Origin of the sequence: Pseudomonas sp. GL-R-26, assembly GCF_019947365.1 — a bacterium.
Taxonomy (GTDB): domain Bacteria; phylum Pseudomonadota; class Gammaproteobacteria; order Pseudomonadales; family Pseudomonadaceae; genus Aquipseudomonas.
In genome coordinates this window covers 71,908-86,634 of the sequence record NZ_JAGYGI010000020.1, presented here as the reverse complement: position 1 = coordinate 86,634, position 14,727 = coordinate 71,908, and the positions used below count along the sequence as shown (strand labels likewise).

Here is a 14,727-nt window from a genome sequence, read left to right as displayed (position 1 = left end):
GGCTCTTCAGGCCTGCAGTCGGAGAGCTTCAGACTGCATCAAAAATCGACCTGCGAACGGGCTTCTTGCAATTGATCCGATGACCTATTCTATGGGCTGAAAAGCTCGATACGGAAAAGCGTTCAGATAGCTCCATCTGGCAAGCCTCCTGCGACAGCTCAATAATTAAATCGTTATTTAAGGGACTGAAAGGATGGCGATCAAATTTGAATTACCGGCGGCAGGTGCAATTGTTACAGAGAGCGACGTAGAGCAAAAAATAATTTATCCGCTGCTCGTAGCCTCCGAAGATGTCGGACTCCAGTATCAGTCCGCTGAGATTATCACCAAGGGAGATATTCGAAAGCTTGCTATCGACAAGCTTACAAAGAAGAAAATCTATTACCCTGATTATATGGTGGTTATTGGCGGATTCCCTTTGCTTGTAATAGAGGCAAAAAAACCTGATGACATCGATGTTGAAGAGGCCTTTAGAGAAGCTCGACTTTACGCTAATGAGCTAAATGCTTACTTTCCGACTGGAGTTAATCCAGTTCGAAAAGTGATTGCAACAAATGGTCTGACTCTTTTGGCTGGCTCAAGTGACAATATTAAGCCGCAGCTCGAAATGAATGTTTCGGAACTAGTCGCCTCATCTCAAAAATATCATGATCTGTTTAAGGACTTCTCCAGAAAGTCACTCGATATCTTAGTGGAGAAATTTAATCAAGATCTTTACCCAGGGTATTTATCTAAGCCACGGCGGTTAGTAGGTGGAAGGGCTGTTCAAGACGAGGAAATAGGGCATAACTCTTTTGGGGCAAATATCGCTTCAGACTTAGGTCATATCTTCAACCCTGCAACTATTGAAGATAGGATATTCATCGCGAAAAATGGTTATATTCCCTCAAAAAGGCGCGAGAGATTTATTGAGCCTATTGATAGATTGATTAGAGCCGCAAAACCCCCGAGTGAAATTAACGCAACCACAATCGAGGACACGTCGGCACCTCGAGAATTGGTTGCTGTTCTCGCCAAGCAAAGTAAGCTTCTTGAGCGCAAGGTTATTCTCCTTGTGGGTAGCGTAGGTTCAGGTAAAACGACATTCATTGACTACCTCAAAGAAGTTGCGCTGCCGGCTGACGTCATTGATAGAACTGCGTGGGTTCGCATAAATATGAATGAATCTCCTGTATCTCCTGATGAGATTTACGGGTGGCTTAGGCATGAGATAATTGAAGGTTGCAAGTCGAATACTCCACAATATGATTTTGATACGTTAGAAGGAATTAAGAAAGTCTATTCGGTTGAACTAAATCGCTTTGAGAAGATTTATAAGCCTTTGTATGATGGTACGCCAGAGTACAACATAAAGCTGGGCGAGAAGATTGAAGATCTGGAATCAGACTTACATCTTTCTGCACTGGCTTATACAAGATTTTGTACAAATGAAAGGGGCAAGCTATTAATAATTGTTCTTGATAATTGCGACAAGCGCACTTTGGATGAACAACTACTGATGTTTCAAGCCGCACAATGGCTACAAAAAGAATTTCGTTCTCTTGTGATACTCCCGCTGAGAGAAGAGACGTACGACAATCATCGGGATCAACCGCCTTTGGATACGGCTCTGAAGGACTTGGTGTTTCGAATAGAGCCACCGTTGTTTCAAAGTGTTCTAGCAAAGCGAGTGCAACTTGCTTTAAGAGCACTGGATGGAAACGGCGGTCAAAATATGCTGACTTACGAGTTGCCAAACGGCTATACGGTTGAGTATAGCAAAAATGACACGTCATTTTACTTGACGTGCATCTTGAAATCGATTTTCGAAAACGACAAGTATGTGCGTCGCATTATTGTGGGGCTGTCGGCTCGAAACATTAGGAGAGCCTTGGAAATATTTCTTGAGTTTTGCACTAGCGGCCATATCGCAGAGGATGAGATATTCAAGATACGACAGACCCAAGGGATGCACACGCTACCACTTCACATAGTATCTCGGGTTTTGTTGCGAATGAATAGAAGATACTATGACGGTGATCACTCACATGTTAAAAATTTATTTACAACATTGTCATTTGGAAAGAAAGGTAACTATTTCTCTCGATTAATGATTCTGAGGTGGTTAAAGCAAAAGTTTCACAACATTGGTCCGTCAGGCGTTCAGGGTTATTTTCCAGTAATTGAGTTGAAAGCAGAGCTAATTCCATTGGGAGTTGAGTCTGATGTGATTATCAGAGATTTGGAATTTTTGCTCGCTGGACACTGTGTCGTTTCTGAAGATTTCACCATCTCAGAAATTGCTGATGACAATTTGATTAAGCTCGCACCAGCCGGTTTTGTGCACTTGGATTTGCTAACTAACGTAAGTTACTTGGCGGCACTTGCTGAAGATACTTTGTATACTGAGGAAAAAACAGCCAGGGAAATTACTGAACGAATAAAATCCCTGGATGTACAGTACAATCAACGTACCGCATATCAAAACGCAACGGATTTTTACAATTACATAAAGAAACAATACGAATCCTTGGTTGCCAGCACTTCTAGTTATTTGGAAAGTAGTAACCTTGCTAGTTTGGCTTCCGTGTCAGAGATGGAGCCAAGCTTGCAAATGTTTAAGAAAAATGCCTTGCCGGCCATCTGGCAAGAGGCGGAATTGCATTACATTCCGGGTGAGCAGTATACCTGCGAAGTGGTCAGGTATGCAAAAAGTGGACTTATTGTAAAAATGCATTTGGGGATGACTGTTTTTGTTCACCCTAACCAACTGCCAAAAAATTATATTGAGAGGGGTTATAAGCGCGGCGACAAAATTGAGTTCCTAGTGAATTCAATAGACGTTTTTAGTCAGAAAATACGTTTGGACTCTGTAACTACATCGCCAGTAGAAGAGCATGATTGATCTTTGCAGTGTATAATGGCGATTAATGAAAAATTTGTCGCCATTATATACCAGTCAAATATCGAATCACCCGGTTTGCAGGTATATCTGAATGACTGCATTTGGCCGATTCTGTTGAAAAAGTAGCTCCCCTGTCTGGCCTGCGGCAAAATCTCTGCATTGGCCAGCAGGGAAGCACGCAGCATGATGGGACAGTTATCGAGTGGGCAGGAGCGGCTGTTTTACTCGTTCAACCTTGAAGATCACATTCCCGCCAATCACCTTCTGCGCAGCATTGATCGGTGTCTTGATCTGAACGACCTGCGCCATTACCTCGCCGATTTCTATAGCCCGATTGGGCGTCCGTCGATTGATCCTGAACTGATGATCCGCATGCTGATCTTGGGCTATTGCTACGGCATTCGCTCCGAGCGGCGGTTGTGCGAAGAGGCCCATTTGAACCTGGCGTATCGCTGGTTCTGCAGGTTGAGCCTTGAAGATGAAGTCCCCAACCACTCGACCTTTTCCAAAAATCGACACGGCCGCTTTCGAGACAGTGATCTGTTTCGCTGGTTGTTCAATGAAGTGCTGCGTCGCTGCATGGACGCAGGCCTGGTTAAAGGCGAAGGCTTTGCCGTGGACGCCAGCATCATCAAAGCGGATGCGAGTCGGCAGCGTGGCGTACCGGGTGATGAACCGGTCAACTGGAGCGATCCGGCCCTGAGCACCCGCGCCGTGCGTGAGTACCTTGAAGGCCTCGATGAAGAGGCTTTGGCCGAAACGCTACCGAAGCGCCTGTCGCTGACGGATCCTCAGGCTCGCTGGACCGCGGCTCCAGGCGGCCCAGCTTTCTACGCTTACTCCACGAATTATCTGATCGATACCGAGCACGGCGTGATCATGGATGTGGAACCCACACCGGCTCATCGCACCGCAGAAGTCGAGAGCACCAAGACCATGATCGACCGGGTCGAAGCGCAGTTCGACATCAAGCCAGAGCGCCTCATTGGCGACACCGCTTACGGCACTGCGCCGATGCTGGCCTGGATGGTGGAGGACAAAGACATCGAACCGCATGTGCCAGTGTGGGACAAAACTGAGCGCAAGAACGACAGCTTTTCGAGTAACGATTTCCACTGGAATGAAGAGGCTGAGGAATACCGCTGCCCGGCCGGCAACGTATTGCGCAGCGAATGGCGAGCCTTCAAGAACGAGCGTTCGCACGTCACCAAAGCCAACACCATCATCTTCCGATCCCGGCAGACCGACTGCGCGACATGTCCGATGAAAGCCAAGTGCTGCCCGAACACTTCGATTCGCAAGATCGTCCGCAGCGTCCATGAAGCCGCTCGTGATGTGGCTCGACGCATCGCGGCGACGCCGGCGTATCAGCGCTCTCGCCACGAACGTAAGAAGGTCGAAATGTTGTTTGCCCACCTCAAGCGCATCCTGAAACTGGATCGCTTGCGACTACGTGGCATGAGTGGCGCGTCCGATGAGTTCACGCTGGCCGCCGCGGTGCAGAACCTGCGACGTCTGGCCAAATTTACCTCTCAAGGGCCACCTGCTACGGGATAGGTGCGTCTGCACGAAGCAAAAAACCTCAAACTAACCCACTAACCGAGCTGCAAAGCACAACGAAGGGCCGAAAAACCACTCAATGTGGTGAGTAGGTTCTCCGGTGGTGGTCGTGCCTGAATTCAGGCGAGCTGAAAATCCGACTTTTTCAACAGAATCGGCCAAAAGCTGCCAGTCGAGGCAAGGACCAAACGACCGGGCCCTGCCCCTCGGGATCACAGCACTTTAACCTCGCAACAATCTCCGGTATCGCACCGCTAACCGCTCCCTTACAAACATATAAAAATCCAGAACCCAGCCTACAAACATATGAATTTTTATCGATGTTTGGCTGCTTTAAGCTGCGTGCACTCCTCATGAAGGAGACCGTTTCGTCGGTACGCCTGCGCCAAGGGCGATCCTAAAAACAATCTGTCTGCCGACCAAGGAATTTCAATGTCACCTACCCTCGCACGCAGCCGTGCCGGTCATTGCGCACCGAACAGCGCTCCCGCTTCTGTTGGAGGTGGGCAATGACCTCCCCGCTTTCCCAGAAAAACGCCGATGAATCGCTGTTGCACAGTCAAGGCTATGCCCAAGAACTGCACCGCGGCCTGTCGCTCTGGTCTTCGTTTTCCGTCGGTTTCGCCACGGTATCTCCGGTGGTGGGTATTTACTCGGTGATGTCGCTGGGCGCGATGAGTGCCGGGCCTTCCTGGGTCTGGATCGTCCCGCTGTGCCTGGCGTTGCAGTTGCTGGTGGCGCTGGTGTATGCCGAACTGGCTTCGCAGTACCCGCTGGCCGGCGGCTGCTACCAGTGGGTCAAGCGTCTGGCGGGCGACCGTTGGGCCTGGTTCACCGGGTTCATGTACCTGGCCTCCGCGCTGGCTTCGCTGACCACCGTGGCCTATCTGGGCGGATTCTGGTTGTGGTTGTTTTTCACCGGAGAGCCACCCTCCGCGAACGCTCAAGTGTTCAGTGGCGCCGTGCTGTTGTTGCTGGGCCTGGGTGTGAACCTTTTTGGTATCAACCCACTCAAGTACTTCGTGAATGCCGGCATCATCGCCGAGGCCATTGCCTCCATCGGCATTGGCGTGTTGTTGCTGCTGTTTTTCCGTAACCATTCACTCTCGCTGGTGTTCGAAGGCCTGGCCTTTACCCAGGGTACTGAAGGTTCGTACCTATCAGGCTTTCTGACGGCCATGGCGGTCGGTGGCTGGGCGTTCCTCGGTTTCGACGCCTGCTCGCAGGTTTCCGAAGAAACTGCCGACGCCCGTACATCGACACCCCGTGCGATCCTGCGCTCGATGATTCTGGTCGGCCTGACCGTGATGCTCACCGCCTTCGCCGTCACCCTGTCGTACACTGATACTGCCGGCATGGTGTCCGGCCAGATCATCGACCCGGTCACCCCGGCTGTTGTCGACGCCTTTGGCGCATGGTCCGAGCGGCCGTTCGTGGGCATCGTGCTGGTGGCATTCATCGCCTGCATCGTCTCGGTCCAGACCTACATCGGTCGTGCCGTGTTCGGCATGGCCCGGGATTCCATGCTGCCAGCCTCGGCCGTGCTGCGTCGGGTGGACAAGCGCAAGGTGCCTTTTGCAGCGATGGTGTTCAGCACCCTGTTCGCCAGCTTCGGCCTGGCCCTGGGCTTGAACGCAACTGCCGTCGGCACGCTGATCGCGTTCGGCAGCGGTGGTTTCTTCGTAGTGTTCCTGATCGTCGTCACCTGCGCATTGCTCGCTCGCCTGAGCGGCAAATGGAAAGCCGAGCCGGGGACCTTCACCCTTGGGCGCTGGGGCATCGCGGTCAATCTCGCGGCGTTCTTCTGGCTGGTATTTGAAAGCATCAACGTCGCCTGGCCACGGGAGTCGCTCGCACCACCGGGAGCGCCATGGTTCCAAGTCTGGGCAGTAATCCTGGTGTTCTCGATCCTCGCGGTGCTGGGCCTGATCTACATGTTCCGCGCCAAGCCTTACCTGCGTACCAGCCCTCTGCTGCGTACCGAATAACACCCTCGTTTTGTCGTGCGGGGCCCGTCCACCCGAGGCCTCGCTGATCTGGAGTTTCTGATGTCTTCTCTTCACTATTGGAACTACCCCACGGAGATCTTCTGTGGGCCTAGTGCGCTGGATGCATTGGCCGAGCGCTGCAAACTGCATGGCATGAGCAACCCCTTGCTGGTCACCGACCCTGGCATGCTCGCGCTGGAGCCGATGGCGCTGATCAAGGCCCATTTGCAGCAAGCCGACATCAAGTTCGCGGTGTTCAGCGACATCGCCAGCAACCCGAGCCTGGACGACGTCGCCAGGGGTGTTGCGGCGTTCAAGACCGGCCAGCACGATTCGCTGATCGCCCTTGGCGGCGGCAGTGCCATGGATGCCGCCAAAGGCATCAGCCTGGCGGCCGTCGATGCCCAAGGCCTGGAGCAGTACGAATGGTCCCGCGTCATTGCCCACTATCCAAGTCTGGCGGACTTCCCTCGCCTGGATCTGCCCCGCCTGATCGCCTTGCCGACCACCGCGGGTACAGGTTCCGAACTGGGCCGTGAAGCCGTGCTGACCGACAGCGAACAAAACATCAAGCGCGTGATCAGCCACCCAGAACTGTTGCCGGCCAGCGTCATCCTCGACCCGGTCCTGACCCGCGGCCTGCCGCCTGCGCTGACCGCCGCCACCGGCATGGATGCGCTGACCCACCACATCGAAGCCTTTTGCTCACCGCTGTATCACCCGATGTCCTCCGGTGTCGCGGTGGAAGGCATTCGCCTGATCCAGCAGCACCTATGTAACGCCCATCGCGATGGCAACGACATGGTTGCACGCGAAGGCATGCTGGTGACGTCCGCCATGGCTGCCGTGGCCTTTCAGAAAGGCCTGGGTGGTGTACACGCCCTCGCCCACCCGCTGGGCGCGCGTTATCACAAACATCACGGGCTGTTGAATGCGATCCTGCTGCCCTACGTGCTGGTCGCCAACCGACATACCATCAGTGCGGACATCGCCCGACTGGCGCGCTACCTGGAATTGAAACAGCCGGATTTCGACGGCTTCCTCGACTGGGTGCTGGAATTGCGCCAACGCCTGGGAATCGCCCATTCGCTACGTGATATCGGCCTTGATGCCGAGGATGCGACCTGGGTTGGTGAGCAGGCGCTGGCCGATATTTCCTCGTCGGACACCAACGCCTGTGTGCTTAGTGCTGCCGATTACAGCCAGATTTTTCGCAACGCCGTATATGGCGTCCTGCCGGGTGTGACCCCATGACTGCCGCTCAGTACATCAACGGCCAGTTGCTGATCGGCGAAGGCGCCGAGCAGATCACCGTCTACGACCCGTCGCTGGGCCAGCCCTTCGCCGAACTCAAGGCTGCCAGCGCTGCGCAGGTGGACCAGGCCATCGCCGCTGCGCGCCACGCCCTTCCTGCCTGGCGAAACGTCAGCGCCACACAGCGCGCGGGCTATCTGAGAGGCTTCGCCGAGCAGATCGAACAGCGTCGCGAGGCCTTGATCGCCCTACAGATGCAGAACAACGGCAAGCCCCGTCATGAGGCAGTCGTCGATATCGATGATGCCGTGGCAACCTTCACCTATTACGCGGGCTTGGCCGAAGGACTGGCAGAGCATCCGTCCCGTGAAGTGACGCTGGCCGTGCCCGGTTTTACCGCCCATACCCACCTGGAACCACTGGGTGTGGTCGGTTTGATCGTGCCGTGGAATTTCCCCTTGGTCACCAGCGCCTGGAAAATCGCCCCGGCCCTGGCTGCCGGCTGTACGGTGGTACTCAAGCCCTCGGAAATCACCCCCCTGATCGAACAGACCTACGGCCAGATTGCCGATGTCCTGGGGTTGCCGGCGGGTGTGTTGAACATTGTTTGCGGCAAGGCCGAAACGGGCGCGGCGTTGAGCAACCATGCCGGTATCGACAAGTTGTCGTTCACCGGCAGCAATGCCGTCGGTACCCAGGTCATGCGCAGTGCCGCGGCCCATTGCCGCCCGGTCACCCTGGAGTTGGGCGGCAAGTCGGCCATTGTTGTGTTCGACGATTGCGATCTCGACCAGGCGGTGGAATGGATCGTCGCCGGCATTTGCTGGAACGCCGGGCAAATGTGTTCGGCCACCTCGCGCCTGCTGGTCCAGGACAGCATTGCCGACGCCCTGCTGGAGCGCTTGAAGGTTGCCTTCGAAACGCTGCGGGTGGGTAACCCCCATGACGAAGTCGACATGGGCCCCCTGACCAGTCAGGCTCAATGGTCCAAGGTCGCCGAGTACTTCGCTATCGCCCGGGCCGAAGGACTGCATTGCCTGGCCGGTGGCGAAGCCCTGCGCGACCCTGGCTGGTTCGTCAGCCCGACCCTCTACGCCGATGTCCCGCTGACCAGCCCTCTGTGGACCGAAGAAATCTTCGGCCCGGTGCTGTGCAGCCATCGCTTCAGTACAGAGGAACAAGCACTGGCCCTGGCCAACGACAGCCGTTTCGGTCTGGTGGCCACGGTGATCAGCGCCGACCTGGTGCGTGCCGAACGGGTTGCCGCTGCACTGGACGTCGGCCACGTCTGGATCAACTCGATCCAGGCCGTGTTCGTCGAAACGTCCTGGGGGGGCACCAAAGGCAGCGGCATCGGTCGCGAACTGGGGCCCTGGGGCCTGTCAGCCTATCAATCGGTCAAGCACGTCACCCGCTGCCTTGGTTGATACCGGTTTCACAGCCCGTGCTCGGCCAACAGGTCGGCGATAAAGGCGCGAACGGCTTCGCTTTGCGGGTGCCCCACGTGGGTGATCATGCTGTGCTGTACCTCATAGCGTAACGTCGCTGGCTGCAAGGCGCGCATTTGCCCACTTTGCAGCCAGGGCTGGGCGTAATGCACCGGGAGATACCCCAGGTGAGTTCCGGCCAACACGCCATGGGCGACCGCTTCCATGTGGTGCGCCGTGGCTGAAGCGCGATCTGGTGCAATGGGCAGCACCTGGTCGGCGGGCAGGAAGCCATGGCGGATCCAGTCGCTGGCCTTGAGCTGTTCCAGGCTCGGCGCCTCGACACTGAACAGCGGGTGAGCCTGACCGCAGAAAATGCCGATTTCCTCCGTGTACAGCGGCTGGTAGTTCAAGGTCGGCAATGGGCGGCTGAAATAGGAAATGGCGACGTCCAGATGCCCATCTATCACCGCCAGTTCGAGTTCGGTGGGCGAGTTCACGAAGATGTGCAAGTGCATGTCGTGTTCTCGCTGATAAAACCGTGCGATGGCCGCGTCGATTCGGGCTGTTGGCAAGGTCGCGATATTATCTGCCAAGCCCAGGTAAAGCTCCCCCACCAGCCGCCCGGCAAGATCCTGGGCTTCATTGCGAAACGCATCAACCGCGCCGAACAATGCCGATGAAGCCTTGAGAATCCTCTGGCCTTTTTCGGTCAACCGAAAGCCGCCCTTTCCCCGCTCGCAAATCCGGTACCCCAAGCGTTTTTCCAGGCCGGAAATGTGCGTACTGATGTTCGACTGGCTCATGTTCAATTCGGCCTGGGCAGCCGTGAATCCCCCGCATTTCACCACGATGGAAAAAATACGCAACAGCCGCAAATCCATGTCGGTAATGTTTCTGAGCACAGTGCTTCTCGACAGATTGGAAAATCTTTCGCACGCGCCATCGGGCACGAACATGAGCTGGGACACACAATGACTTACTGAAACTGTTTGTCACCGAAGCATCCAGCCACAATAGTATCGAGGAGGCGCTGAGGTACCACAACGTCAACAATCGGCCAAATTAAGTCGGTGCTGACCGGCAGTTATGGGTCGACCTCTGCCGGTCATAACCAGGGGGCGTGCTGGTCAAATTCGGTCCAAAGGGCTGTCAGGTCGAATGCAAACAGCTGGGTAGATCTGGGTAATCAACCACCAGTCTAATCCAACTGCGAGATGAGCTAGGCTTCCGGCATCATTACTCAAGGGCGACCGTCATGCCAAATAACTCAGACTGCAAGATCGCCACAGCAGACGCTCTGACATTGCTCCTCCACAACCAGCACGCCCTAAGTGCAGCGATAGAAGAAATAACCAAGTGGCTCTCAGAAAATGGAGTAGGCAGTGTCGCCGCTAATGCGATGTCGGCCATGGAAACACTGGACACTAATGCTCAAGCCATCACAGATTCCATTTTAAGGATACGCCAGTCGTAGATTACTCAGCGCAAGACTGCCCTCTGATTTAAATGGCCTCTGATTTTGTAGTCACAATTGACTAGCAGATATTGGCGGATAGCGACGGTCTAGCATCGACCGTCGCGTGACTGGTCAGACTTCCGTCTGCTCGGCCATTTCCAAGGCATCATCGACCTCGATTCCCAAGTATCTGACAGTGCTTTCAAGCTTCGTATGACCAAGCAGGAGTTGGACTGCTCTCAGGTTTTTTGCCCTTCGATAGATCAACGATGCCTTGGTTCTCCGTAGCGTGTGGGTTCCGTACATGGTTGGATCAAGGCCAATGGCTGTCACCCAAACTTTGACTATTCGAGCGTATTGCCTGGTGGAAAGATGGTCTGAGGCGTGCAACCGGCTCGGGAACAAGAAGTCCTCGCTGCGGAGACGCGCCTGGCGCATCCAAGCCTCCAGAGCCGTTCGGGTTTGCTCAGTGATTTCAAACTGCACTGGGTGCTGAGTTTTTTGCTGCATCACGATGGCCCGTGACGACACATGCTCCCCATGGGCGATGTCTCGAACTCGCAACTTGGTTAAGTCACAGGCACGCAGCTTGCTATCAATGGCCAAGTTGAAAAGCGCCAAATCACGCGTCTTTTCAGCAAGCTGAAGTCTTACGCGGATAGCCCAGATATCTCTGACTCGAAGCGGAGCTTTCTGCCCGACAAGCTTTCCCTTGTTCCAAGGTTGATGGCTGTATTTAGCAATGGTGTTCATGTCTCGTCCTCCACGTTGAGGGAGGTCAAGGGTGGATCAGTCAAAATGGCTGGTAGTCGCTATCCGACCCATAGCAGCCGTTCGCTAACGACTGCAAATGGCCGATTTTTGCCTGTCGCCATCGTCCGCTTTGGGTCGATTCTGTTGAAAAAGTCGGCTTCCCCAAAATGCTCGAATACTGGTGGGCGAAAACACCTCTTTTGCACGCTGCTACGTAAAATCCGAGTCCGGAAGCCTCTGCCAAAAAGTAAAGATTTCAATCTCGGACGCGTACTTTTCCGATGCGCAAACCATGGCCGACTTTTTCAACAGAATCGGCCAAACGCGGACATTTAGTTCAGTGTGCTTCGCCGAGCGCTACACCCTAGAAATTATATTTATCGAGTCGACGCTTAAAAGCTTCTGCGGATCCCTCCATGATATCGAGCACAGCGGTCGTGGTATCTGTCTGATCGAGCCCACCCGCGGCAAGCCTAGCGCCTCGACCCTGTGCAACCTCCAAGGCATATACCAGGTCCGTGTCGGCATTCACCGGCAAGTTGGCGTTATGCGTGGCCAAGATTAACTGACGCTGGTTCTTCACTTGGCGCAGCAGTGGCACCAACTCTCGATAGATGAAATTGGAATCCAATTCGTCTTCTGGTTGGTCAATGATGATTGGCCCCTCCCCTTTGGCCAACAGCAAATTCAACACCGCCGTGTTTCGCTGCCCTTCTGACAAGGCATTGCTCTGCACGCTTCCCACCAACGTTCGATCCGCCCGGTACAACTCAATATCGACTCGCTCTTCAACCCGGGTTAGCCGGGCATTGCGCCATTGATTCTTTTGTTCGTTGAAGTAGAGTTTTAGCTCTGCCTTATACTCCAGCAGGGGTAACGGCAGCTGACGATCTTCAGCAAGGACTTCTCGAATATGCAGCCAGGGCGAATCAGCCTCGGGCTGAACTTCTTTCAGGTGTTGCAGAAAACTTTCAAACAACACCTTGCCAATGTGCTCCCATGCCCGGCCTAACCGACTGCGACCATCGGGCGCCATGAGGTTCCATGCTTGAAGAAAGCCTTGATCATCCGCCATTTGCTGAATCAACACGCGAATAGAGCCTCGAGCCTTGTCACTGATCTCTGCGGCAACACGCTGGCGAAGCGTAAACTGACGAACCCACAGCAGGCTCATGTCGTGTAACGCCGCACTCAGGCGGTCGCGTTGCGGAGCCAGTACGTCTAGGCGCTTTTTCTTGTCTTGCAACGATTGCTGTTTGGCCTGACGAGCCTTGTCAATATCCTGCAACCGCGCGACATCTTGTGGTTGTAGACCCCGTTCACGACAAGCGGATAAAAAGACTTCTTTGGTGCCATCCAGCGCCGCCGAGATTTGATCCCAACCGTCCCCTTGTTCAAATAATTGGGTCGCGTCTTGGCGCATCTGCTGCGCAAGCGCCGCCACCTGTGCCTGGTAGCTCTGCCTAAGCGCAGCGGCCTCTTGAGTCAACGCATTGAACCAATCGGCCCTGGGCCATGCCTCAACCCGTCCGTCATTCAAAATGCCACGAGAAGACAGCTCACCAGCCAGCGTGCTCAAGCGATTGATATCCTCAGTCACTTGGCTTTTGACCTGTTCGACGTAACGCCGAGCAGTTTCCGCTCGCTGGTAAAGTTGAGCCTCCTCCAACACCTCACTGCGAGCTTGCCACTGGCGGTTTAACTCCTGGAGCTCTTGATTGAGGACCTTGACCTCCGTGTTCAAGGCGCTGAGCTGATCCATGGCCGCGAACAGTTGTTGGATCTCGGCATGCAAAGTGTCTTCTTGACCTTTCAGTCCTTGTAGCTCTGCTGAGCAGGCCTCATCAATCATCGTCAGCAGACTGCCGCCACCATGGACACCGGTTAGCTCACTGATTTGCTGCTGACTGTAGAACTGAACGGGTAGCTGTTGCAGGTACACCGCGAGGTCGTGAGCTTCCCCTTGCAGCAGTGCATGCCCCTGCTGCGGCTTCAGCGAGATAATATCGACCTGACCTGGAACACTTTCCCAGCCCACCTGAATTTCAGAGTCATCGGTGTAGGTGGCTTTTACCCGATCGAACTTCGCACGCGTCGAGTCCGAGAAGGTATCGCCTTGATCCCGGCCGAACGCGAACCTAAGGAGTTCCAGCGCCGTAGACTTCCCCGTCCCTCGCCCACCAATCAAGGTATTGAGATTCGGTGAAAAGTGGATTTCCAGGTCGGCGAGGAATTTGAGTCCCTGGCACTTCAGAAACACGACCCGCGGATGGGTTTGCTCATCTGAGGGACGTAGGAGCTGCAGTCGCAGTCGTGATTTTCCATCCAGAAACGCTTGCCGTAGCGAGGCAATCGACGGTTTGGACGACTTGACCCACGTGTGACGATAACCCAGCGCATTCGGCAAGGGGCGGCCTTCTGCATCTGCTTTCAGCGACTTTGCATCAGAGGACTGCACATAGGCTGGTTGTAGTCCGGCGCGCGACCAATCCTTGTTGCGCCCCTGGAGAATGGAGCGGTATTTCTCTGAAATGGGGTAGCCGGTCAACTCTAACGCGAGCAAGCCTGGTAATTGATAGTCATCAATATTTCGCGAAGCGGACAGCAAACCATCCTGCTGATCGGCATGCGCCGCGATCACAATGCCGCCATGCTCCTTCTGCACCGTGTCGAGCAGCGTTTTCAAGCTGATCGCCTGCTCGCCTCGGCGAAGCGCCGTCGGTTCACCCCCCCTGAAGCGCTGGTTCTCCGCCAAACCCAACTTGATCAGGATCATGTTGACGCGTTGCACGTGGCGCATTTTGGTGGCGGGGTCGAACAGACATAAGACGTGGTAGCCGATGTCGACTTCAAAACCGGGCAGAATGAAAAGGGGCGCACGGCCAAGCTCCTTGGCGACCGATTTATTCTGCTCAACCAGGTGGGTGAGGAACCAGTCGCGTGGCTCGGATTTTTCCGCGAAGTTGTGGTCGGTGATGCCAATCACTTCCAGTTCAAGCTCATGGCAGCGTTTAAGAAAGCGCTTGGCTTTGCTCTGAATATCTTCCTCGTTAGGCACACCGTTTTGAAGGGGCCGCCGAGGGCTCAGCAGACGCAAGTCATCATCCGCCCAGTGCTTGTTGTCTTCTGGCGTCTGGATCTGAAAATCTGTTTTGAACCAGCGCATGCCTTGGTATTCGCTCACCCGACCTCCCTTTCTCTCGCAAGCTTTCGCAATTGATATTAGCGGTATTTAGCGTGGATGAAGGGCTTCACTCGCAACCATTGATTTGAAACCACGATACCCACTCTGGGTCCAGAGCTCCGTCAGGAAAGCATGAGTTTGTGCGACTGACCTGCTCCGTTCGAATGGCATCGTCATTTAAACCTCCACGCGTGAGGTCGTCAGTCCAAGACAAGGCG

9 protein-coding genes are annotated in these 14,727 nt (G+C 54.6%); 6 read left to right on the top strand and 3 right to left on the bottom strand.

The window, feature by feature from the left end:
- The first annotated feature begins 193 nt into the window (after window positions 1-193).
- From KGA96_RS20520 to KGA96_RS20500, 5 genes are all read left to right on the top strand, one after another.
- Window positions 194-2,884: a type I restriction endonuclease gene (locus tag KGA96_RS20520; RefSeq protein WP_223514757.1), complete on the top strand. Its 2,691-nt coding sequence runs from the start codon at window positions 194-196 to the stop codon at window positions 2,882-2,884.
- A 183-nt stretch (window positions 2,885-3,067) separates the two neighbouring features.
- Window positions 3,068-4,441 (top strand): IS1182 family transposase, encoded by a 1,374-nt coding sequence (locus tag KGA96_RS20515; RefSeq protein ID WP_223514753.1) that lies wholly within the window; start codon window positions 3,068-3,070, stop codon window positions 4,439-4,441.
- 512 nt (window positions 4,442-4,953) lie between these two features.
- Window positions 4,954-6,432: an APC family permease gene (locus KGA96_RS20510; RefSeq protein WP_223514750.1), complete on the top strand. Its 1,479-nt coding sequence runs from the start codon at window positions 4,954-4,956 to the stop codon at window positions 6,430-6,432.
- A gap of 60 nt (window positions 6,433-6,492) precedes the next feature.
- The gene (locus KGA96_RS20505) at window positions 6,493-7,686 is read left to right on the top strand and encodes an iron-containing alcohol dehydrogenase (protein WP_223514746.1); all 1,194 of its coding nucleotides are present in this window, start codon (window positions 6,493-6,495) and stop codon (window positions 7,684-7,686) included.
- On the top strand, window positions 7,683-9,113 hold the full coding sequence (locus KGA96_RS20500) for an aldehyde dehydrogenase family protein (protein WP_223514743.1): 1,431 nt from the start codon (window positions 7,683-7,685) through the stop codon (window positions 9,111-9,113). The genes KGA96_RS20505 and KGA96_RS20500 overlap by 4 nt, the downstream gene beginning before the upstream one ends.
- Window positions 9,114-9,121: 8 nt before the next feature.
- Here KGA96_RS20500 and KGA96_RS20495 read toward each other — a convergent pair whose 3' ends face one another.
- Window positions 9,122-10,018, bottom strand: coding sequence for a LysR family transcriptional regulator (locus KGA96_RS20495; RefSeq protein ID WP_223514740.1), 897 nt, complete (start codon window positions 10,016-10,018; stop codon window positions 9,122-9,124).
- Between the two features lie 353 nt (window positions 10,019-10,371).
- Here KGA96_RS20495 and KGA96_RS20490 point away from each other — a divergent pair, with 353 nt between their 5' ends.
- The gene (locus tag KGA96_RS20490; RefSeq protein WP_223514737.1) at window positions 10,372-10,590 is read left to right on the top strand and encodes a hypothetical protein; all 219 of its coding nucleotides are present in this window, start codon (window positions 10,372-10,374) and stop codon (window positions 10,588-10,590) included.
- A 114-nt stretch (window positions 10,591-10,704) separates the two neighbouring features.
- On the opposite strand, the gene KGA96_RS20485 is transcribed toward KGA96_RS20490, so the two are convergent.
- The gene (locus KGA96_RS20485; protein ID WP_223514735.1) at window positions 10,705-11,325 is read right to left on the bottom strand and encodes a tyrosine-type recombinase/integrase; all 621 of its coding nucleotides are present in this window, start codon (window positions 11,323-11,325) and stop codon (window positions 10,705-10,707) included.
- A gap of 364 nt (window positions 11,326-11,689) precedes the next feature.
- Window positions 11,690-14,509 (bottom strand): TrlF family AAA-like ATPase, encoded by a 2,820-nt coding sequence (locus KGA96_RS20480; protein WP_223457577.1) that lies wholly within the window; start codon window positions 14,507-14,509, stop codon window positions 11,690-11,692.
- Window positions 14,510-14,727 lie beyond the last annotated feature (218 nt).